The sequence below is a fragment of the Salinicoccus sp. CNSTN-B1 genome (genome assembly GCF_054792835.1).
Genome location: NZ_JBTWMN010000004.1, coordinates 930,271 through 952,110, shown reverse-complemented (window position 1 = coordinate 952,110; position 21,840 = coordinate 930,271). Strand labels below are relative to the sequence as shown.

The window sequence follows — 21,840 nt, the reverse complement described above, 5'->3', positions numbered from 1 at the left end:
AGATCATCCTTTCTTCGGCAATTGCAGCATACTTACCGGAATACCCGTCTCTTTTTCATCGCCTCCGATAAAGAATCCCCATGCGAAGATTCCCTTGATGTACTCCACTTTAAAGTAATGGTCCTCATTACTGATGATTTTGTATATCTTCCCATTTTCTATCAAGGATAGGTCGACGAAATAGCTCTCTGCTATAAGGACTTGCCGCTCGTTGACGCGGTATTCATTTTCAATCCCCATCATTTCCGCTTTCCTCATCGCTTCACGCTTTTCCGCGATATAGGTCTCCAGTTCACGTCTCGTCATTGTGTTCAAAGGTTTCATCATCCAGCCCTCCCAACTTTTCCTGAATCGAATCATATGTGTAGCCTTTTCTCATCATTGCCTGTATAAGCTTCTGCTTCAGGGCGTATCCTGTCTCTTTCTTTTGATAACGCCTCAGGTATTTTTCAAAGTCCCGATTAAAATGTACATCTTCATCGTAGTCATCATCGAAATCGATCATGGCCAGATGCTCGCCGGTATAGCCCTTCTGATACAGTTTTTCGGTGAGTTTCATCTTAAATTGCTGATAGGACCCCTTATGCCGCTTCAACTGTTTATCCTTCAGCCTATTCATCCGCTCCGGATCGATCTGCTCACTGAACTTTTCGACATTCTCACGGATGATGTCCGGGTGGACTTTATGTTTCTTCAATTCACGTTCCAGAGCATATGGTCCTTTATCAGTGGTGGCAAGCATTGTATTCTTCAAGGCTTCTGCATAATGGGCATCGTTTAAGTATCCTTCTTCTTCAAGCCGTTTGATGGTCTCATCGATCATGACAGGTGCATAGTCTTCGGCCAGATACCTTCTCATTTCATGGATTGTCCTCAATTTATAGCTGATGTATCCAAGGGCCCGGACATAGGCTGCATCGAACTGGATGGCGGACAATACTTCGTTATACTCTTCCTCGTCAAGCATCCGCTCGGGTATGAGCCGATACTTCACTACCGACTCCTCATGCGCCTTAAAGGAAGAGCCATCATCCATCTGTATATCATACATCCCTTTCTTGCCGCGGGCCACTTTTTTTATCTGCATCTAATCCCTCCTAACCGAGAAGATCTGTTGCAAAGAATTCCCGTAGCGCCTTTGAACGATCGCGTCTTCTGCGTCTATGTTCAGCACGTTCTTCCCCTGTTTCATCCAGCCACTTCAACCGCTCGTTATCTGCGATGAGGTCTGGAACATTGATGGACGAACCCGTCTCGTCCAAGGCGACGAAAGTGAGGAAGCTGAATGCTGCAAGCTTCCTCTCCGTACCATTCTCAAGCGTGTCCTTCGATACTTTGACAAGTATCTCCATGGAAGATTTCCCGGTATGGGTAACCATTGCCTCCAGCATCACGACATCCCCCAGATTGATGGGTTCCAGAAAATCGACCGAATCTATTGAAGCGGTCACCACTTTCGATCTCGAGTGCCGTCTTGCTGCAATCGCCGCCACATCATCTATGTATTCCATAAGCCTTCCTCCGTAGAGCGTCTGATGATTGTTCGTGTCCGGCGGCATTACATTCGAAGTCATTACTGTATAGGATTCCGACATTTTTCTTTCCATTATGATTCCCTCCATCCCAAATACTACTACAATAGCATATCCCCTACATTAAAAAAGAAGGGATACAATCATCCCTTCCCGTTCTTATAATGCTGAACCTAAAGATCTCTTTCCAAAGCTTCTTCCGGTGTATCAATCACAAGTCCATCTTTAGCGGTAAGTGCTTTTGACAGGAAGTGATAAAGGGTCGCAGCAAATCCGAATATGGCGAACATAAAAGCCATAGTTATTAGGAACATCATTCCAAAGCTCATGTGAATCCTCCTCTAATACTTATCCTATTATTTATATTCTACCATATTTTTTCTTCTTTGCATCTACAATTTTAGAAGGCCCAGTTCCCTTTTTCAAATACTTTTTCTTCCTTGCCGTCCTCAGTGATACCGTAGATGTTGAGTTCGTCAGAACCTATCATGAAGTCGACGTGGCTGATCGAATCGTTCAGCCCAGCAGCCTCAAGCTCCTCCCGGGACATGTTCTTGCCGCCTTCGATGCAGAAGGCATAAGCGCTTCCCAGGGCGATATGGCATGACGCATTTTCATCGAAGAGAGTATTATAGAACAGACGTCCCGTGTTTGATATCGGCGAGTCGTCCGGTACCAGCGCCACTTCTCCGAGGTACCTCGAACCTTCGTCGGTATCAAGCAGATTTTTCAGGACTTCATATCCTTTACCTGCTTCGAAATCAACGACTTTACCATCTTTGAAGGTCAGCTTGAAGTCGTCTATCAGATTTCCGCCATAACTGAGCGGCAGTGTATTGGATACATATCCATCCACACGCGTTTTCTCAGGTACGCTGAACACTTCCTCGGTCGGCATATTGGCCATGAAGGTTTCGCCGTCTTCATTTTCACTCGAGGCGCCAGCCCACAAGTGCCCTTTCGGTAGGCCGATCGTCAAGTCGGTGCCGGGTGCTTCGTACCGGAGTGCATTATATTTTTTATTGTTGAGGTAGTCGACTTTCTCGTGCAGGAGTGCGTCATGCTGCTGCCATGCTGCGACAGGGTCGTCCTGATCTGCGCGTACAGTGTAGAGGATCAGGTCAAGCAACGCTTCTACCGCATCATCGTCACTTTCATCCGGGAATACAAGCTTTGCCCAGTCACGTGATGGATACCCAGCGACGCACCAGCTGTGGTAATCGGATTGGATGCGGTTTGAAAAGTCCTTAAATGCTTTACCTGAAGCAATCTGCATCGCTTTCAACTTCTCTGGATCTATATCTTTCAAAAGTTCCGGCGAAGAAGATGTGATGCTCAGGAAGCCTGCTTTTTCATCAGAGTAATGCATACGCTCATCAATCATCCACTGGTGGATGGTTGCAAGCTCTTCTTTCTCCTGGTGTTTGGCATGGAGTTTGGTAAGTGCGTCGTCCGTCAGGCTTACTTTGACTTCTTTCGCCCCTTTTTCATATGCTTTCTCGGTAACCAGGCGAATCAACGGCAAAGCGTCTTGTGCAGACCTTATGAACACTCGCCCATCTTCTTGGACATTCAGGCCTACATCGACAAGCAGATCGGCATACTTTTCAAGCTTTGAAATTTTTTCGGTCATTGAAGTTTCTCCTTTATTTCCTGAGTTTTGATAATTCTTCGATTATGGCTGTCTGTTCGATGGCTGTAATCTGATTTCTTGATGTCACCATTTCGTGAATCTCATTGAGCTGTTCGACATTATCATCACTGAAATCTTCTGCATTGAACACCCCTTTGTTCACCACATTCAGTGAACTTTCTATATCCTTCAACATTTTTTCCTTATCCATTGGTCATTCCCCCATCTCATAGATTCAATTCATTACAATAATAACAAAGTTGAATTAATAATAAAATTTTTATTCAACTAAGGGATGAATAAAGTTTGAAGGTTGTTTAAAATGGATATAAGCAACTATAAATCAACCAAAAGGAGAATTTACATGAAGAATAAGATGTTGCCAGCAATACTGATCGGTGCTGCCGTAGGTGCAGGACTCAGCCTTATCGACAAGAACACGAGGAACTCGGTAATGAGTAGCACAAAAGATCTCAAATATTATGCCCAAAACCCAGAAGAGGCAAAGCAGAAGATGAACTCCGGCTCCGGCCAATCTTCTAAAATCGATTCACTTAAGGACGAAGTGATGTTCTGGAAGGAGACTGTCGAAGAGATTCGTCGCAACAACCCTGAACTCGAGGAGTCCTTGAAGGATGCCAAAGATACATTCATGAAAAAACGTGATCAGAAGAAGTTGAATTAAAAACGTTGGGCTGACGCCAGTCGGCCCTTTTATTTTAAAAGATAAGGAGTTGAGCATGTGTCTAAACAATCCAATTCTGATTATCTGAATCAAGCGAAACAAGAAGAGAAAGAACAGATAGTAGATAAAAACAAGCATTCCGAAGGTGAGACTTTTGTCGAAGAAGTCGAATTCAAATCAAAATTAAGCAAGAAGCCGGATGAACGCCTATACGTCTCTAAAATCAATAAGCCGGCCAAATACAAGGAAGACGGGAATTTCTTCCAAAACCTGCTGTTTCAATTTTCAAAAGACAATACATCCGGTATGGGGCGCAGCTCGCCTACTACTTCCTGTTGGCGATCTTCCCTTTACTGATCTTCCTGTTGACCCTGGTTCCATTATTCCAGATAGATCAGGAAATGATCACGCAGTTCATCCGGGATTACGCACCGGCAGACATCTCAAGCATGTTGGAGGGCATCATTTCCGATGTCATGGAAAACTCCAATGGTGGTTTGCTCTCAGTCGGTCTGATTGTGACGTTATGGTCAGCCTCTAACGGCATGACTGCCCTGATGAATGCCTTCAACGTCGCGTATGATGTGGAAGATAACAGAAACTTCTTTATCGCCAAATCATTGTCGATCGTCTTTACAATCATTCTTGCGATTTCCGTCCTTCTTACATTCGTATTGATTGTATTCGGCGAGCAGATCGGTAATCTGATGTTCGGCATCATAGGACTGGATGATCAGTTCCAGACCATATGGAGCCTTGTCAGAAGCTTGCTGCCTGTTCTCTTGGTATTCATCGTGTTCGTCGTCATCTACACGACAGCGCCGAATATCAAGCTGCAGATTAAAGCGGTCATTCCAGGCGCAATCTTTACAACCATCGCATTCCTAGTGGCGTCATGGGGATTCAGTTTCTACATCTCCAACTTCGGTAACTATTCTGCCACTTACGGCAGTATCGCTGGTGTAATCGTGCTGATATTATGGCTATACATCACGGGGGTCATCATCATCCTTGGGGCCCAAATCAATGCCATACTGCATAAACGTTCAATGAAAAAGAAACGACAAAAGGAGAATGCGAACAATGAGTCTACTGTATGATCTACTCGACTTCAACAAAGAATTTATAGACAATAAAGAATATAAAGAGTATCTCACAGACAAAACCCCGCAGAAGAAGCTTGTACTCATATCATGTATGGATACGCGCCTGACGGAGCTGTCGACGAAAGCATTGGGATTGAAGAATGGTGACATCAAGCATATCCAGAATGCCGGTGCCGTCATCTCCCATTCCTATGGCAGTACCATGCGGAGCATACTTGTGGCAGTCTATATGCTCGGCGCGGAAGAAGTGATGGTCATGGGCCATCATGATTGCGGATTCGGCTCATTGGAACCGGAACCTATGATTGCAAATATGAAGGCACGTGGCATTCAGACAATACATTCGACATACTCGAGCACTCGGGTATAGATATCAAAAACTGGCTCAAAGGTTTCGACAGCGTAGAAGAAAGCATCACTGAAAGCATTGAAAAGATCAAGAGCCACCCCCTTATGCCTGCTGACGTGCCGGTCCATGGCACAGTAATCAGCCCGGATAACGGCAAGGTAGACCTTGTGCACGATGGCTATCAATGAAAAAAGGACCGTATTGGATAATTGAGCCGACCCCGAAAGTTAGACCTAAAATCTAACTTTCGGGGGTTACTTTTATGGCCAAATACAATTTCGAGTTGAAAATGAGAGTGGTGAATGATTACCTGACGGGCAGATACAGCCTGGCGGATATGAGCAGAAAATACAATATCCCGGATCCTAAAACAGTCCTGAAATGGGTCAATGCCTACACCCACCAGGGGAGGCTGGACTATACAGATCCCGCAAGCGCACGCATTACCCTGTTCAATTTAAAATGAATGCGGTAGAGTTGTACCTGAATACGGAGATGTTCTACGCCGATGTTGCCGCCCGACTGGAGATGAACAATCCGGCATTGATTGCCGGATGGGTCGGGCGGTACCGGGAGGCGGGTGTATCGGGACTCTCCATACGGAGGGGGCGGCGATCGCAAATGTCTGATGAACAAAAGCAGCCACGGGAGGGACAGCCGGAGGATGACCGGATCCGGGCACTCGAGGACAAGGTGAAACGACTGGAGATAGAGAACGATTTTTTAAAGGAACTGCGGAGGTTGCGGGAACAGAAAAGCCGGCGACAAACGAAGAGATCTCACGACTCATCCACGACCTCCGGGAAACATACAGACTGAAGGATATTCTTTCAGCCACCGGCTTTCCCAAGGCGACCTACATGTACTGGCAGAAGCGTTTCGACCGTCCGGATCCGGATGCCGAACTCAAGCCAGCACTCACCACACTGCGGGAGACGCACAAGGATTATGGCTACCGCCGGATGACAGCGGCACTCAGGAAAGCAGGCCATGGCATCAATAAGAAGAAGGTGCAGCGGCTGATGGCCGACATGCACCTGCAGGTCGAGAGCTACACCCGGCGGACACGCAAGTACAATTCATACAGGGGCACTGTCGGAAAGACCGCTCCGAATCGGATCAACCGCCGATTTGACACACCAATTGCACATCAGAAAATCACCACCGACACCTCTGAATTCAAATACTATGAACGGGATGCTTCCGACAGGCTGGTGGAGCAGAAATTGTATCTGGATCCCTTCATGGATCTGTATAATCGTGAAACCATCAGTTTCAACATCTCAAGGCGGCCGAGTGCTGCAGGTATCCTGTCTGCATTGGCGACTGCCATCGAAGCATCCACAGACTGTCCCTACCGGCAGACCTTCCACTCCGACCAGGGATGGGCCTACCAGATGCAGGCGTATCGGGGGACACTTGAAGCCCAGGGCATATTTCAGAGCATGTCCCGGAAGGGAAACTGCCTGGATAATGCACCGATGGAAAACTTCTTCAGTATCATCAAGCAGGAAATCTACCATGGCAACACCTACCATAGTTTTGAGTCATTGAAACGGGCAATCATCCACTTCATCACATACTACAATACAAAACGGATCAAAGAGAAGCTGGGCTGGCTGAGCCCGATACAGTACCGGGAGCAGCAGGAGCACCAGTTGAAAAGTGCATAAAAAAATAGAGCAGATTTCTCTGCTCTAAAAGTCTAACTTTCTGGGTCACTACAAATCTCCAATACGGTCCTTTTCATTACATAAACACAATATTTTAGTGTAGCCTATTCTTCGATCAACGTCAGAAGTTTTGGCCCTTCTTTAGTGACGACGATAGTGTGTTCCTTTTGGGCCACATAACTTCCATCTTTCGTTTCAAATGCCCAATCATCCTTCCCTTCCGAGACGAATGATGCCTTCGAAGATATGAATGGCTCGACTGCAATGACCATACCTTCCGTCAACAGTTCACTGTTGCCCGGTTCATAGTAGTTCATGATGTGTTTTGGTGCATCGTGCAGGCTTCTACCTACTCCGTGCCCAGTCAGGTTTTTGATGACTGACATGCCATTCTGTCTTGCTACTTTGTGTACCGCCCTGCCGATCTGACTGACTTTCGTGCCGGGTTTGATTTTCTTCAAAGCTTCTTCAAAAGCCATCTCACAGACATCCACTACCTTCTGTTTAAGTGGATCGTCCGACTCGCCTGCTACAAAAGAGATGCCAGTATCTGCAAAATAACCATTCTTCTTTGCCGAAACGTCGATGTTGACGATGTCCCCTTCATTTATGATGCGCTTACCCGGTATGCCGTGCGCCACTTCTTCATTGATGCTGATGCATGTATGGCCGGGGAAATCGTATTCGCTGATCGGCGCGCTTTCTGCACCCATTTCCTTAAGGAGTTCGCCGCCCTTGTCGTCAATCTCCTTCGTTGTCATGCCCGGTGCTGTATAGTCCACAAGCTGCTTCAGCACAGTGCCGCAAATACGGCCTATCTCCTCAAGATGCTGCATTTCTTCTTCTGTTTTAATGATCATTTATCAACCCTACTTACTTTAAAAATATTGTATCCACCAATTATTATAACAAACTCTTCATGCTATACTAGAATTGAAAGACTTAAAATTTTAGAAGGAAGCATGAATATGAGATTTGATATAAGAAAAATAATCGGTCCCCGTATCATCAAGACTGGCCTGTCGACATTTTTGACAGCGCTCATCTGTCTCTGGGTGGGCTGCCCCCCATATTTGCCGTAATCACTGCCATAGTGACAATAGAACCGACGGCGTATGCTTCATTAAAAAAAGCATATGTCAGATTTCCGGCATCCATCATCGGCGCTTTTATCGCCGTAGCTTCACTCTATGTGCTTGGGGATGGTGCATTCACCTACTCAATAGCAGCCACACTCACCATATTCATCACATACCACCTCAATCTACAGGCCGGGGTGCTTGTAGCTGCAATCACTGCTGTGGCGATGGTGCCTTCAGTTGGTGATGCCTACGTTTATAACTTCACTTCGAGGCTCGCTACAACGACTATAGGATTGGCAACAAGTACACTCATCAACTTTCTGGTACTTCCTCCAAAATATGGTGAGCAGATCGAGGCGCTTTCCGCCACCTCAACGAAAGAAATCCATAAACTTCTTATCCATCGGCTTGGGGAACTCATCGAAGGAAAATATGAATCCGATAAGAGTGAGCGTGCCTATGCTAAAATTCAAAGCTCCATCCTCAACTCAGAAAAGCTTCTGAAGTATCAGCAAGATGAATACCGCTACCATAAATCCAATCGTGAAGAGATGCGGCTGTTGAACAGCCTGGAGCGTGAACTCCAGTTCAAGAAGCTATACTTCACCCATCTCGGCAACTTGATCTACCTACCCGACAAATTATCCATGGATTTCACACCAGAAGAAAAAAGGGCCATACAGGAAATTACCGCCTATCTCCATCTGGACCTCAGCTCCCTATCGATGACCAATCCTGCAATCCGCTTCCTCAGGAAGGATATCCGAAAACTGGATGATGAAGAGGATTCTTTTAAGATCCATATACTATATGAAATCATCGTCATCTATCAGATGATTGTACAACATCAAAAGGTTGGTCCCAATCCTCGGAAAGTCCAGACCGGGAGCAGGGAGAAAGACTAGAGGAGATCATATATCGTCAGATTGCGGTATGTACGGTCGGATAAGTGTGAAACTGTCACCCCGATGAGCCTTATGGCTTCATCGGGGATTTCAATTCGTGGTAGAGATTGTAGGCGTAATGGTAAAGTTCTTCTTCAGTGAAGACTGGATTCGTCGTCATCATCTGTCTCGTATGGGTGGCATAGTCCGCCGTCTTCATCTTGACGGTGACCACCCCTCCGGCATACTGCTGAAGCTCGAGCCGGCTGCTTACCTGACTGCATAATGAACCGATCACTTTGAGGATCTCATCATCATCATTTATATCGTAGTTGAAGGTCGTCTCCTTACCGATGGACTTCCGTATCCGCTCGATCTTCAGTTCCGACGTACCGATGCCCCGCGCCTTCTGATGGAGGCTAATGCCTTTTTTCCCGAACTGATTGACGAGATCGGCCTCACTCCATTCATGGAGTTCTTTGCCGTTTCGTATTCCCAGCTCATGCATTTTTGCTTCAGTCACCCGGCCCACTCCCGGAAATTCGCCGATATCCATATTGAACAATACTTCCTGTACATTATCGTAATGGATGACGGTCGTCCCGGCCGGCTTGTTCATACCTGATGCAATCTTCGCGAGATACTTGTTGTAGGATATGCCGCTTGATGACGTCAGTCTGGTCTTTCGAATATCTTCCGTTGGATTTCAAGTGCTATTGCACGCGCCGGCCGTTGCCGGCCTACGAGGTGTGTAATATCAGATAAGCCTCATCCAATGAAAGTGGCTCCACAACTTCGGTATATTCGAGAAATATATCCATGATCATTTTAGATACAGCTTTGTAATGATCGAATCTCGGCCGCACATAGATGCCATCCGGACACAGTTTATATGCTTGTTTAGTCGGCATCGCGGAATGCACACCGAACTTCCTCGCCTCATAGCTCGCAGTCGCGACCACACCACGGCTCACCGATTTACCACCGACAATAATCGGCTTTCCCGGTATGCCGGGTTATCCCTTTGCTCCACCTGTGCATAGAAGGCATCCATATCGATGTGAATGATTCTTCTCTCCATGACATCCACCCATCCAGAAATATTTAAGCCAGTATAACATAAAACGAACAGATGTTCCTAGTTCCTGCCCCCGGATGACTTCTATACATCGTCATACCGACCTCGGTATCTTCAACAAACTTCATATGATTTTTGCGCATGAGTAGATACACGTAGTAGAAATCACCTGCACATGCTCCGGTGTGGAGGGCAAGAAGGTATTTGAAGGCACCGTGTGAAGTGGTCATCATCAGAATCAGCATCAATGTGGTAATGATGATGAAGGGCATCAGGATGATTATGATGAACCGTCCCTTGCTGAAGATCTCCCCTGGTGCCGCAGCATAGAACATCCCGGACTTATAGCCGAAACGCACTCGGCCGGATGGTGCAAATATCTTGAAGAACAGACCATGGATGGCTTCGTGGAAAGTGATGATGGCAAAAAGAAGTGCCATGACAAAAAATACAGCTCCGAACACACCAAGCTGGTCAAAGCCGGCTAAAGCGGAACTCCCTCCACCGGCTGCGAATAGCTCCAGGAGATAAAATACCGCAAACGACAGAATCGTAATCGAGATGGTCATTATATTCAGTACCTTAAGCACCGAGTGATCTTTAAACACATCCAATACATATTTATCTTCCATTGTAGACCTCCTTTCAGATGCACTGTATCATAATACAATCAAATAATGTTAGACTACTATAAAGCATTAGAGACAGGAGTGTATAGAGTGATAGATTTCACCATCATAGGCGGCGGTATCGCCGGCGCCTCCACCGCATACCATCTTGCGAAGAAAGGGTATGCCGTCAGATTGTACGACCGTAACGATACCGGCAAGGCTACAGAGGCCTCTGCCGGCATCATCTGTCCCTGGGTCAGCCAGAGAAGGAACAAAAAATGGTACGCCCTGGTAAGAGAGAGCGCAAAATACTATCCGGAGTTCATCGAAGCACTTAAAGCCGAAACTGGCCTCGACAGTGGTTATAGGCGGGAGGGGTCAATCAGCCTATTCAAGGACGACCATGTACAGGAACTTGCCTTCAAGCGTATTTCGGCCAAACAGGCAGATGCGCCTGAAATGGGGACGGTCCGGAAAGTCTCAAGGGAAGAAGTCGCACAGATGCATCCAGATTTGACCGCCCTCTATCCGGGGGTCCTGGTTGAAGGCGGCGGCCAGGTCAAGGGGTCTGAACTATTGAAAGCCTTGAAAGCCGGCTTCCTTAAATATGGCGGGGAATGGATTAATGCGGATTTTGACCCCTCCCATGCATCAGGCACCCTCATCTATGCAACTGGTGCCTGGGCATTGAACAGCAGCACGAACCCCATATACGCCACCAGCGCTCTGAAGTACTGCATTTCCGCCTCAAGGATTCGAGCAACAAACAGCCTCGTCCTGTCGTCATGGCACTCGGTCCGATCTATATCGTCGAAATGGGAATCAATCAATATGCGATTGGTACCACCCATGAAGACACTGATAGTTTTTCTGCGGAACCATCAGAAGAAAATCATCGATATCTAAGGGATCTCGCTGAGCGATACTTCCCCGAGTCCACTATAGAAGACATCAAGATGATGGTCGGTCTAAAGCCATATGCGCGTGACTTCCTCCCTTTCATCGGTGCCGTAGATGATAGGACGATAGTGATAAACGGCATGGGCGCAACAGGTCTTACCGCAAGCCCCCTTGTCGGCCGTGAAGTGGCGAATCACCTCACAGGGCAAGACACAGTGCTTGATCTGAACGATTTTTCATACCTATAGGGCTTCACCTGTCCTATAGGTCACTCAGATCGCCTCATATATAATACGAAGGAAGGTGTTGCATTGAATATCCTGCGGAATCCAGGTGTATTGAACAGTTTCTTTTACATATATGGGTCCTTATTCCTTCTGTTCCTGCTTCAATTCTTTACAGGAAGCGAGTTCCTCTCATATACTACGACTGTCTACACGATTGTGGTACTGCTCATCTCATGGGTTTTCGGTTCCAGGCTGTTTAAGATCATCGGCATTCTGTTCATCACTGCCGGTATAGTGCTTTCGTTATCAGCAGGCAACAGCATTGCAGCTGTTGCCTCCCATATCACGGACAACCTGCCCTTATTGTTCTTCTTCAGCATCCTGCCATGGATCGGCACTGTCGTTAAAGTCGGGGGTATGGATTCGAGCATCACGGACATGATCCAGGACAAGGCAGACAGGGTTGAAAAGATCTATGGCAAAAGTATGTTCACTTCATACTTCCTGGCCATCTTCCTCAACATCTCAGCACTCTACATCATCCAAAATGTCTTATGGCGCCTGTTCGAGAATGAAGATGATTCACTCAGGAATACATTCATCATCAAGTCTACATTGCGCGCCTTCGCCCTGGCTGTAATCTGGAGCCCCCTTGAAGTGATTGTAGGCCTCACTGTCGACTCGACAGGCACTTCCTACTTTACACTTTTGCCATGGCTCATCACCGTCTCCCTGCTCGTAGGCCTGATTGAAATGTTCATTGCCACAAAAGAATTTCAAGGCATGACACTTGACGTCCAGTCCCCGGAAATCGACAGCGGGCGACTTATCAGGACACTCTTAAAGATGCTCTTATTGCTCGTCAGCTTCCTCGGGGCAGTGATGATCCTCAACACTTGGGCCGCCCTCGACTTCATCATGACCATTGCTCTAATCATACTGCCGTTCTCCGTTACGGCCGCGTTCATCATGCGCCGGTTCAAGCTGTTCCTGAAAACGGGGTGGTTGACTTGGAAGGAGCATAATAATCATCTTCAAAATTTTGCCATCCTATTTTTGTCGCTAGGCATATTCGCAGGCGGTTTCAACAGCAGTGCCGCCCCCTCCATGATGCAACAGGTCTTCGGCTACGTCGATCACCTGCTTGTTCTGATCCTTGTGCTCATCATGATCGTCATCTATGGCCTTGCGATGGTCGGCGTCCACCCAGTGGCGACACTTGCCATTTTAGCAGAGGTACTGGTGCCGGTGTTGACGCCTGAAAATGCATTGAGCATCTCTTTGGTCATGATCGTCTGCGGCATGGGCATATCCCCTGCTGCGCCTTATGGGATCAATGCCACCATGACCGCACAGAGCATGGGGCTCAACCCCTATAAGATCACTAGAATGAACATTGGATTCTCCATCAGGATGGCATCAATCGGCATTCTGATAGCGATGCTCGCACTCATCTTCTGACCCCCTTCACAGTAATGCCGTAACTAAAGAAAGCCCGGACACCTCTTGATGGGATAAGAGGAGGTCCGGGCTTTTCAATTAGGCTCGCACCTAGATCATATAGTAGAACAGCCATGTGAATATGAACAGCAGTATATATCCGAATACCAGCAAGTTCAAAAGGCCGGCGAAACCAAGCGCAAGACGCTGTGCCTGACTATATCCTTTGATGTAACCTAATATTTTGTAGCCGATGAGCATCAGGAGTGGAATGACGAATAGATATGAGAATATGAGAATGAAGCGAGGATTTCCGCCGCCGACATCAAAAAGGGTAAACAAGACCACACTTATAAGGAACAATGCAGTGACTACCGCAAAATATCCCCGGACGCCGATCTTTGTCTGCCTTTCTTCTTTTCGGGTCATAAGATAGACCGCCAATAAGATGATTCCTATGTAGAGTGCACAAATAAGATAAACAGAGTATTCTCCTCCATTTGATGGGTTTTATCAATGTATTATACCATTCATGACATGAAAAAGGGATGGGAGACGAGCTCCCATCCCTTTTGAGTTATTACTTGGTGGTGGCATTAATCTTGACGTCTATACCATTTTGAGCCATTTTGGAGTACGGGCAGAGTTTGTGCGCATCCTCTACATACCTGTCTGCATCACTTTGTTCTACCCCTTCAAATTCCACCTCGATTTCAGCTCCAAGTTTGAAGCCTCCATCCGTCTCGTCCTTCAAGAGTTTTGCTGTTGCCTTGACCGCACGCTTGACGTCATCCGCCTTCGCTTTTTTTAAGACACCGTCGAGCGCACTGTTGAAGCATGCACTATATGCTGCTGCAAATAGCTGCTCGGGGTTCGTTTCTTTCGTGTCTTCCCCGACATCTGCTTCGGCTGCTTGACATTCATCGAAAATGATTTATCTTCGCTATGGACCTCGCCGTCGCGGCCACCCGTGTTGATCATCGTAACTTGATACAATGGTTCCATTAAAAGCTCAACTCCTTTTTAGTCTATACTTGGTATATTGACGTTTCCAGGGAGCATTAAACATGACGGCCTGACTCAGTCACACGCATACCCGTCTCGATCGCCATCCATTTTAAGGCTATACGCAGGATGTCCCTCCTTCACCCCGTCGGGGTGGACCTGCCTCAATTCTGTACAGTTCTTGAACTGGCTTTTTGTACCTGAATCGCCATTTCCACGATCCTCATCTTTTTGGTGGGCCTCGGAATCAAAGGGCTGGTCAAGTGACCAGATGCCAAGCGATTCCTCCTTGGCCTTCTCCTGCGCTTTCTCCAACCGGTCCAGATGCGTCGTGTTGGGGGGATTTATATAACGGACTTGTGCAAGCCCCTCCCTGACAAGGGTTTCATTGACCATCTTGCCATCTGCGTAGATATAGGCAAGGTAGCGCTCGTAATGATCCTGCTTCGGTCCGACATCGAATTCGACCTCTATTGTGTCCGCCCCACTCAAAATTTCCTTCGTCCGTGCCGATGCTTCTTTACCGTAGGGCTGCTCCCCAATCCGTGGATGATTCGTCTCCGGCGTATCTATCAGCAGATAACGGAACGAAACTTCATTGCCTTCAAAGTTAAAACGCGTGGTGTCACCATCTATGAACGAAGCAACGGTGACCACAGTCCGTTCCTCATCCGCCCCCGATGCCCCAGGCGCTTCCCGCTCAGGGCTTTCCGTATCATCAACTACGAATATCGACACTGCCAACATTGCAATGGCACAGAAAAGTGCAATGGCAGCATACCTCAAATAACCTTTTGATGACTCTCCACGAGCCTTCTTCACTGCATAGACGACACCGAACGCAATGGCTGTAGAAACGGCGTACAGTGCTGTAATGAGGAGGCCGGTTCCAAGCGTCGAACTGCTGTCCATAAGCGCAGTCAGTATAGCCAGCACACCGGCGACCGTAATCAGCATCAAAGCTGTCTGCCAACTTTTTTTATACCCTTTGTCCGATATGTATAGGGACACACCTTTAATGAACATCACCAATGATATGAGAGCTGCGATAAACGATAATATAAGAAATACAAAATCCATGCGAAACCTCCAGTACTTTCAGTTCTCAACGCTATAAATTATGGCCAAAGGCAAAAGAATGTGCAAAATGTACACATTCCATTATAATGCCATTGACAAATCCATGTCTCCGTTGTAAATTTGAACATGTAGAAATTATATCAAGACCCCGTAGCTCAGCGGGAGAGCACTTGCTTGACAGGCAAGGGGTCGGTGGTTCGAACCCACTCGGGGTCATATTAAATCACCCAGTCCACGGACTGGGTGATTTTTTTGTCCATTCAATGTGCAACGCTTGATCCAACCTTCTCCAAATAATCAGGATAGCATATCCGCCATCTGCCAAGGTTCCCTTTTATAGAGCTTAAACATGAAGTACATGAGGACAACGATTGAGAATTGCAGAGACTCCCCACCAAATTGCGGATCAGAAAGGATCAGTGTCTCCCTGGCGGCCACATCTTCCTTGACGGTGGCAACATGGCGTCCATGGTAGTAGACTTCCATATCACCTGCCCAATCCTCTTCTATGCTCAGGAAACGCCCATCAATCTTGCCATCCACACGAAAGTGGAGCAGATTGCTGCCGGGCCTTTCCTTGAAGACCATTTCTCCCTGGTCTGTCTGCAGGATGTACTTGGATATATTCATATCCCGAAACTTCCGCTTTTTGAGACCGAGCTTTACTATTCTGCCTTGCGCAGAAGTATAGGAGTAAGTATTACGCCTCTCACAGTTCCTCAGCACCGTGCGGTCGATCTGTGCAATCTCATCCCCGGATTCATCTTCTATAAGAACCTTATGTTTCCTCGAACCTGGAGAAAGTGAATAGCGATATTGTTTCATAACTGCCTCCTTGAAGTTTAGGCTAATTACATTCTGGAACGGACATTATGCCTTCTCGAGCAATGCGACAAGTTCTATATGCACAGTATGTGGGAACAGATCAACCGGTTGAACCCTCTTGAGTTCATAGCCAAACTCGCGTAGCCAAGTGATATCTTCAGCAAAACTTTCCGGGTTGCACGACACATAGACGACGCGGTCGGTGCCGAGGCGTCCAATCCTGCGCATCACCTTGCCGCCGGCACCGGAACGTGGTGGGTCCAGCATCAAAAGATCAGGGATCCCCCATGTCTGTAAAATCTCATCCATTCCGCGGCGGGCATCTTTTGCCAGGAAATAAGTGTTATCGATGCCATTGTCTTTGGCGTTCCTCTTTGCCGATTCAATGGAGGTCTCCACTATCTCTATGCCTGCAAGTGCCTTAACCCGCTTCGCGAAAGGCAAGGAGAAGGTGCCGACGCCGCAGAAAAGATCGATCATGCGATCTTCGCTTTCCACTTCTGCCATCTCAATCGCCAATTCAACAAGTTTCTCGGCCTGTTCAGGATTCGTCTGGAAGAAGGTATCAAACCATATCCGATATTTATAGCCATACATCTCATCATGGATGTAATCACGTCCATAAAGGAGGTGTGTATGCTCTGCCTGCGCCACATCCGCCCAATCTGTATTCTCCATCCACATGAAGCTGACCAGTCCACTGAATTTGCTGCTCAACCGCGATATCAGGTCATCCACTGCCTTTTGATGCGCCTTTGGGGAGTCGGTAGCGAAAATCGCAAGCATGAGTTCTCCGGTTTTCTGTGAATATCGGGTCATGAGATTGCGCAGCAGTCCAGCGTGCGCATCCTTATCATAACCTGAGAGGTCATGGTCTTTCTGCCACCGCGAAACTTCAAGCATCGCCTGCACCATCGGACCACCTGCTATCAGACATGTGTCCAGGTCGATGACATTCCGGAAATTGCCGAGCTCATGCAGCCCCAGTCCGCCTTCAGGACCGAAAGTGAATTCCATCTTATTGCGGTATTCCCAAGGCGTCTCCATACCGATCGCATCTGCTGCAACATCGGGGTCGAACCCATTCCCCGCGAGAAAACGGCGCACTTCGGCCACCTTATAGGCCAATTGCCCCTGGTAATCCCAATGCTGCCAGACGCACCCTCCACATTTGTCAAAATGGGGACAGGGCGCTACAGTGCGCTCCACACTTGGCTTGATGATTTCATCCGGCAGTGCCCTGGCGCGTTTTCGGTCGGGATTCGCTACTGTCACCTGTACTTCTTCTCCAATCAATGTCTGGGGTACGGTGAGCTTCAATTTCCTCGGATTGATGCCACCCCCGTCTCGCCAGACGTGCCCCTACCGGAGCCCTTCTTATCAAGCATGTCTATTTTCACTTCATATGTTTCAGCTTTATTGTTCGACACTCAAGCACCCTCCATCTGTTCTCTTTATCATCATTCTACAATATCCATCGATACTACCACAATTGTATGTTGAATTTTATATGGGCCAATTGCCAAGTGACCTTATTTTATATAAAGATTGCGATGAGCCCCCTACTGCAAAACCGAATATCGCATGACCGAGAGTCCAGTAGAACCATGCAGCCGCATCATCCTTTGAAGGGGGTGTTTCAGTCAATGCACTCAGAAAATAAAGCACGCCTCCTCCCGCAGTGAAGACAACCATATAGGGCCACACCAAAGACTCAAGGCCGAGCGGCAACAAGATATAGTAGAGCACCACAGCACTCGATATGCACGTTGCATAATGGAACAGGATACCCGTTATACTCTTATCGCTCCATTGTTTAAGCACTGGTATATAATCCATATTGTAGAGTAGTATATCCGCTTTATTTCCCGTCGCCTTCCTCACAATCTTCATGATTGCCGCAAGCAACACTCCTGAAATGAAGCCGATCAGAACAAGTTTCAAAAATGTAATCATCCCATTCCTCCCAGTTAAATTGTGTTCTTTCACTATACCCTTTCTCTATGAATTTTACTTCCTGAATCGTTGTAATCGAACAAATCCTTCTGAAACGGATACATGGCATTATTCAAATATTCATGACAAAATATACGGTGAGGTGATTGAAATGGCAAATATCAATATGGATAACTACAAGAAAGCGATCAGGTTGGAAGAACCGTTCGCTCCAACTATGAGTGACATCGATGATAAAGCGGTGCTCGCTGAACGTGTGCTTCTTATGCTACGCAATGAAAAGGCCGGCACGCAAGATATAGATATACCAGAAGATTATACCGCCCAGCGTAAACTTATCCGGGCACTGCTCAATATCAGGCAACCGCTCCCCCTCGATAAGGAAATGATGCAGCTGCTTGACAAACTCCTCCATATTGAAAAAGAGGAGAAAGAAAAGACGTCGCCTGAATCAATCAGAAACATTCAATCCGATTTTCCTAAAACGCGCTTCAAGGAAGCGGATAAGATGGCCCTATGGCAGGGCGACATTACAAATATAGAAGCGGATGCCATCGTCAACGCCGCCAATGAAAAATTGCTCGGATGCATGCAGCCGCTCCATGGGTGCATCGACAACGTCATCCACTCAGCAGCAGGTCCAATGCTCAGGGATGACGGAGCCGAAATCACCCATCGACAGAAAACGGATGAGGAGGCTGGGAATGCCAAAATCACGAGAGGCTACCATCTCCCTGCAAAGTACGTCATCCACACCGTTGGACCGGCGCTCTCCGATGGAGAGGAAGTATCGGCCAGGCATGAAACGACACTAGTATCCAGCTATAGGTCATGCCTTGATATTGCACAAGAAAAGGGAGATGTCAAAACGCTCGTCTTCCCGGCCATTTCCACCGGTGAGTTCAATTTCCCGGAAGAGCGTGCAGCAGAAATTGCTGTATGGACGGTCGATGAATGGCTCAAAACACATGAGCATCATTTCACCAAGGTCATCTTCAATGTATTCACGGAAGCGGACAGGGCAATCTACGAAGCGGTATTAAATGCTTGAATCCGGATTTCCGGCACATTTGTTCATACAAAAAAGCGGCAGAATCTGACCTGGTATCACTAAAGTTTACAGTGAAATAAAATAATTTTTCCTGCGATTCGCATGCATGCGAATCGCAGTTTTTTATGCGGCCACACCCCGTAATTCGATGGGGGTCAAACCAGACAGTACGTCTTGTGGGCGGTCATGATTATAAAAATGGATGTAGGCACTCAGGTTGTCAACGAGTTGATCGTACGTCTCATACCCCTCAGCTTTTCTCACTAAGTGATACCGTTCTGCTTTAAGCTTACCAAAAAAGGATTCCATCGGACCATTATCGATGCACTTACCGACACGGGACATACTTTGTGTCATCCCATGGGCGTTCAAAATTTTTCTGAAACCGTATGAAGTGAACTGGAAACCGCGATCGCTGTGTACCATAGGGGCAGCGCCAGGGTTGGCTGCCAGTGCGGCTTCGATTGTTTCAAATACCAGTTGATTATTATTACTGAAACTAAAATGATGCGCCACAATACTGTTATCAAACAAATCCAAGATGGCACACATGAAGACCCGCCGACCGTTCTCCAGTTTGTATTCGGTCACGTCCGTCAACCATTTCTCATTCTTAAATTCTGATATGAACTGTCTGCCCAAACTGTTATCCACTGTGAAGTCGCCGGATTTCGGAGCGCGTGTGACCTTCTTTTTACGTGTGACGGATTGGACCCCCATGATGCGCATGATCCGTAGAATCCGCCTGGCGCCATAGGCGGTTTTCAAGCGGCGATTGACCATATGACGCATCATTCGATAGCCGGGTACACCATCGTACTTAATGTATAGCTCAGCGATGCCTTTTGCGATGATTTCGTTCTCAACCTCATATTGGGGTTTCTGCCGTTTCTGATATTGATAATAAGCCTGACGGCTGATGTTAGCGACTGCGCACAGATCAGAGATGGAATAGCCTTCCCTGTGCAGTTCTGTGATTGCTTCATGAATCCGTTGCCCCCGAACCCGGCTTACTTGCGTTTCCTCTCGAGTTCTTCCAACTTTTTTAAGAACGCATTCTCAACCTCCACTTTCTTTCATTTCCAGCGTTCTATCTCCAGCTCCCTTTTCAGCTTGTCCGTTTCGGTCAGTTCACTATCTGATTTACGATGGCCGCGGCGATCTTCCAAGCCGTATTTACCAGACGCCTCATATTTCTTCACATATTGATAGGCTTGTTGATAGCTGACCTCAAACAATTCTGATAGTTCACGGATACTGATTTCATGAGTTTCATGATATTGTACGATCTGTAATCGTTCTTCATATGTGGTCTTTCTGGATTTCATCATGGATTGCGCCCCTCCAAAGGTAGACTTGAGTTTCTTGCCTTCAGTATACGCGATAACCCACTTTCTGACTGTCTCATGGGAACGAATATTGTATTTTCTGGCGAGTGCACTATAATCGATGTCTGTGCTCAGATATTCCGCAACGACCATTGCTTTGAACGCGGAAGCATACGTATCGTGACGCCTTCGGACCTTTAATGCTTCAGGTCCTTTTTCTTGGTACATCAACACCCATTGATTGAGAGTCGTGATGCTAATATCAAAGTGCTGAACTGTTGCGTTTGGGTTCCCATTTTCTAAATAATATTCAACAATCTGTATCTTCTCTTCAAAACTTCTATGTCGAGCCACGAAAAAACCTCCTAAGTTTTTCAGATTTTTTATTTCATCTGTAAACTTAGGAGGTAGCAGGTCAATCACTTCTGCCGCTCTTTCTATTCTATTAAGTCCATGCTCATATAGCGTTCCCCTGTGTCCGGTGCAATTGCTGCCACACGTTTGCCAGGGCCCAGTTTCTTCGCGACCTCAATCGCTGCAAATACAGAAGCACCCGCAGAAGGCCCGACAAAAATGCCTTCTTCCTTAGCCAACCTCCTGAACATATCGACTGCATCATCATCCTTTATTTGAATGATCTCATCCCATATATCGGTATTCAATATATTCGGGATGAAGCCGGGGCTCGTCCCGACGAGCTTATGCTTACCAGGCTTGCCACCCGACAATACAGGCGAACCTTCAGGCTCCACCACAGCAATGTGCAAGTCTTTAAGGTGCTCCCTTAAAGTTTCACCGGTACCTGTGATTGTACCGCCTGTGCCAGCTGTTGCGACAAATGCATCGAGATTATAATCGAAATCATCCAGGATTTCAATCGCCGTCGTCGTCCGGTGGATATCCGGATTGGCACTGTTTTCGAATTGTTGGGGGATGAAACTGTTAGGCCTTTCAGCATGCAGTTCCTTAGCCTTCCGGATGGACCCGGCATCTTCTCTTCAGCCGGTGTCAGCACCACTTCAGCGCCATACGCCTTCAGAAGGTTGATGCGCTCACTCGTTGAGCTGTCAGGCAGGACGAATATTGCGTCATAGCCTTTTGCCGCCGCATTCATCGCCAACCCTATACCGGTATTGCCGCTTGTTGGCTCGATGATCGTTCCGCCCGGCTCAATCAACCCCTCTGCTTCAGCACGGTCCAGCATGCTGAATGCTGCACGGTCCTTTACACTTTTGCTCGGGTTGAACATTTCAAGTTTTACATAGACATCAGCAGCGCCTTCCGGCACGACTCTGTTGAGCTTCACCATCGGCGTATGTCCGATCAAATCAACAATGCTGTCGACTCTATTCATATGATGATCCCTCGTTTCTTTTAATCCCTACTTCATTGCTA

The 21,840-nt window shown here is 47.1% G+C and carries 20 protein-coding genes, 1 tRNA gene and 8 pseudogenes; 11 read left to right on the top strand and 18 right to left on the bottom strand.

What is annotated here, in order from left to right:
- Window positions 1-3 precede the first annotated feature (3 nt).
- The 6 genes from ACYF68_RS05605 to ACYF68_RS05580 all read right to left on the bottom strand — a co-directional run bounded on the left by ACYF68_RS05605 (window position 4) and on the right by ACYF68_RS05580 (window position 3,376).
- Complete coding sequence (locus ACYF68_RS05605) at window positions 4-324, bottom strand: YfhH family protein (RefSeq protein ID WP_380572190.1); 321 nt, start codon at window positions 322-324, stop codon at window positions 4-6.
- On the bottom strand, window positions 293-1,087 hold the full coding sequence (locus ACYF68_RS05600; protein ID WP_461045688.1) for a RecX family transcriptional regulator: 795 nt from the start codon (window positions 1,085-1,087) through the stop codon (window positions 293-295). Before ACYF68_RS05600 ends, ACYF68_RS05605 begins: the two co-directional genes overlap by 32 nt.
- A gap of 10 nt (window positions 1,088-1,097) precedes the next feature.
- A complete protein-coding gene (locus ACYF68_RS05595) occupies window positions 1,098-1,607 on the bottom strand; it encodes an acyl-CoA thioesterase (protein ID WP_461045686.1) in 510 nt (169 codons plus the stop codon).
- A 98-nt stretch (window positions 1,608-1,705) separates the two neighbouring features.
- Entirely contained in the window at window positions 1,706-1,861 is a 156-nt protein-coding gene (locus ACYF68_RS05590) for a hypothetical protein (RefSeq protein WP_461045684.1), read from the bottom strand.
- A 71-nt stretch (window positions 1,862-1,932) separates the two neighbouring features.
- Window positions 1,933-3,165: an aminopeptidase gene (locus ACYF68_RS05585; RefSeq protein WP_461045683.1), complete on the bottom strand. Its 1,233-nt coding sequence runs from the start codon at window positions 3,163-3,165 to the stop codon at window positions 1,933-1,935.
- Between the two features lie 13 nt (window positions 3,166-3,178).
- The gene (locus ACYF68_RS05580; RefSeq protein WP_344700667.1) at window positions 3,179-3,376 is read right to left on the bottom strand and encodes a DUF1128 family protein; all 198 of its coding nucleotides are present in this window, start codon (window positions 3,374-3,376) and stop codon (window positions 3,179-3,181) included.
- 153 nt (window positions 3,377-3,529) lie between these two features.
- On the opposite strand from ACYF68_RS05580, the gene ACYF68_RS05575 reads away from it, so the two are divergent.
- From ACYF68_RS05575 to ACYF68_RS05555, 5 genes and pseudogenes are all read left to right on the top strand, one after another.
- Window positions 3,530-3,850, top strand: a complete 321-nt coding sequence (locus ACYF68_RS05575) for a YtxH domain-containing protein (RefSeq protein ID WP_461045680.1) — start codon at window positions 3,530-3,532, stop codon at window positions 3,848-3,850.
- Window positions 3,851-3,907: 57 nt separating this feature from the next.
- On the top strand, window positions 3,908-4,207 hold the full coding sequence (locus ACYF68_RS05570; RefSeq protein WP_461045679.1) for a hypothetical protein: 300 nt from the start codon (window positions 3,908-3,910) through the stop codon (window positions 4,205-4,207).
- On the top strand, window positions 4,186-4,950 hold the full coding sequence (locus tag ACYF68_RS05565) for a YihY/virulence factor BrkB family protein (protein ID WP_461045677.1): 765 nt from the start codon (window positions 4,186-4,188) through the stop codon (window positions 4,948-4,950). The genes ACYF68_RS05570 and ACYF68_RS05565 overlap by 22 nt, the downstream gene beginning before the upstream one ends.
- Window positions 4,934-5,493, top strand: a pseudogene (locus ACYF68_RS05560) (beta-class carbonic anhydrase). The gene ACYF68_RS05565 and the pseudogene ACYF68_RS05560 overlap by 17 nt, the downstream one beginning before the upstream one ends.
- 74 nt (window positions 5,494-5,567) lie before the next feature.
- Window positions 5,568-6,978, top strand: a pseudogene (locus tag ACYF68_RS05555) (IS3 family transposase).
- A 104-nt stretch (window positions 6,979-7,082) separates the two neighbouring features.
- Here the strand turns inward: ACYF68_RS05555 and map are convergent.
- Window positions 7,083-7,838 (bottom strand): type I methionyl aminopeptidase, encoded by a 756-nt coding sequence (gene map / locus ACYF68_RS05550; protein ID WP_461045676.1) that lies wholly within the window; start codon window positions 7,836-7,838, stop codon window positions 7,083-7,085.
- Window positions 7,839-8,071: 233 nt separating this feature from the next.
- Between map and ACYF68_RS05545 the strand changes: the two genes are divergently transcribed.
- Window positions 8,072-8,965 carry an FUSC family protein gene (locus tag ACYF68_RS05545; RefSeq protein ID WP_461045674.1) on the top strand — a complete coding sequence of 298 codons (894 nt, stop codon included), beginning with the start codon at window positions 8,072-8,074 and terminating at the stop codon, window positions 8,963-8,965.
- On the opposite strand, the pseudogene dinB reads toward ACYF68_RS05545, so the two are convergent.
- A pseudogene (dinB, locus tag ACYF68_RS05540) lies at window positions 8,962-10,025 on the bottom strand (DNA polymerase IV). The gene ACYF68_RS05545 and the pseudogene dinB overlap by 4 nt on opposite strands.
- Window positions 10,026-10,048: 23 nt before the next feature.
- Window positions 10,049-10,654 (bottom strand): DUF3267 domain-containing protein, encoded by a 606-nt coding sequence (locus ACYF68_RS05535; protein ID WP_461045673.1) that lies wholly within the window; start codon window positions 10,652-10,654, stop codon window positions 10,049-10,051.
- A gap of 45 nt (window positions 10,655-10,699) precedes the next feature.
- Between ACYF68_RS05535 and ACYF68_RS05530 the strand changes: the two are divergent.
- The 3 genes and pseudogenes from ACYF68_RS05530 to ACYF68_RS05520 all read left to right on the top strand — a co-directional run.
- Window positions 10,700-11,251: pseudogene (locus ACYF68_RS05530) on the top strand (NAD(P)/FAD-dependent oxidoreductase); the annotation flags it as partial.
- 32 nt (window positions 11,252-11,283) lie between these two features.
- Window positions 11,284-11,781: an NAD(P)/FAD-dependent oxidoreductase gene (locus ACYF68_RS05525; RefSeq protein WP_461047507.1), complete on the top strand. Its 498-nt coding sequence runs from the start codon at window positions 11,284-11,286 to the stop codon at window positions 11,779-11,781.
- 63 nt (window positions 11,782-11,844) lie between these two features.
- Window positions 11,845-13,221, top strand: a complete 1,377-nt coding sequence (locus ACYF68_RS05520; protein WP_461045671.1) for a hypothetical protein — start codon at window positions 11,845-11,847, stop codon at window positions 13,219-13,221.
- A 90-nt stretch (window positions 13,222-13,311) separates the two neighbouring features.
- Here the strand turns inward: ACYF68_RS05520 and ACYF68_RS05515 are convergent, their stop codons facing one another.
- From ACYF68_RS05515 to ACYF68_RS05505, 3 genes and pseudogenes are all read right to left on the bottom strand, one after another.
- A complete protein-coding gene (locus tag ACYF68_RS05515; RefSeq protein ID WP_461045669.1) occupies window positions 13,312-13,629 on the bottom strand; it encodes a hypothetical protein in 318 nt (105 codons plus the stop codon).
- 151 nt (window positions 13,630-13,780) lie between these two features.
- Window positions 13,781-14,205: pseudogene (locus tag ACYF68_RS05510) on the bottom strand (Ohr family peroxiredoxin).
- A 75-nt stretch (window positions 14,206-14,280) separates the two neighbouring features.
- Window positions 14,281-15,285 (bottom strand): thermonuclease family protein, encoded by a 1,005-nt coding sequence (locus ACYF68_RS05505; RefSeq protein ID WP_461045667.1) that lies wholly within the window; start codon window positions 15,283-15,285, stop codon window positions 14,281-14,283.
- Between the two features lie 144 nt (window positions 15,286-15,429).
- Here ACYF68_RS05505 and ACYF68_RS05500 point away from each other — a divergent pair.
- Window positions 15,430-15,501 (top strand) — tRNA-Val (locus tag ACYF68_RS05500).
- 81 nt (window positions 15,502-15,582) lie between these two features.
- Here ACYF68_RS05500 and ACYF68_RS05495 read toward each other — a convergent pair.
- The 3 genes and pseudogenes from ACYF68_RS05495 to ACYF68_RS05485 form a co-directional block, all read right to left on the bottom strand.
- Window positions 15,583-16,110, bottom strand: coding sequence for a hypothetical protein (locus ACYF68_RS05495; protein ID WP_461045665.1), 528 nt, complete (start codon window positions 16,108-16,110; stop codon window positions 15,583-15,585).
- Between the two features lie 45 nt (window positions 16,111-16,155).
- Window positions 16,156-17,498 (bottom strand): annotated as a pseudogene (rlmD, locus tag ACYF68_RS05490) (23S rRNA (uracil(1939)-C(5))-methyltransferase RlmD).
- A 118-nt stretch (window positions 17,499-17,616) separates the two neighbouring features.
- Complete coding sequence (locus ACYF68_RS05485; RefSeq protein WP_461045663.1) at window positions 17,617-18,066, bottom strand: hypothetical protein; 450 nt, start codon at window positions 18,064-18,066, stop codon at window positions 17,617-17,619.
- 151 nt (window positions 18,067-18,217) lie between these two features.
- Here ACYF68_RS05485 and ACYF68_RS05480 point away from each other — a divergent pair, with 151 nt between their 5' ends.
- The gene (locus ACYF68_RS05480; RefSeq protein WP_461045662.1) at window positions 18,218-19,117 is read left to right on the top strand and encodes a protein-ADP-ribose hydrolase; all 900 of its coding nucleotides are present in this window, start codon (window positions 18,218-18,220) and stop codon (window positions 19,115-19,117) included.
- Window positions 19,118-19,240: 123 nt separating this feature from the next.
- Here the strand turns inward: ACYF68_RS05480 and ACYF68_RS05475 are convergent.
- The 3 genes and pseudogenes from ACYF68_RS05475 to cysK all read right to left on the bottom strand — a co-directional run.
- Window positions 19,241-20,155: pseudogene (locus ACYF68_RS05475) on the bottom strand (IS3 family transposase); the annotation flags it as partial.
- A gap of 38 nt (window positions 20,156-20,193) precedes the next feature.
- On the bottom strand, window positions 20,194-20,799 hold the full coding sequence (locus tag ACYF68_RS05470; RefSeq protein ID WP_461045660.1) for a helix-turn-helix domain-containing protein: 606 nt from the start codon (window positions 20,797-20,799) through the stop codon (window positions 20,194-20,196).
- Between the two features lie 83 nt (window positions 20,800-20,882).
- A pseudogene (cysK, locus tag ACYF68_RS05465) lies at window positions 20,883-21,799 on the bottom strand (cysteine synthase A).
- Window positions 21,800-21,840 lie beyond the last annotated feature (41 nt).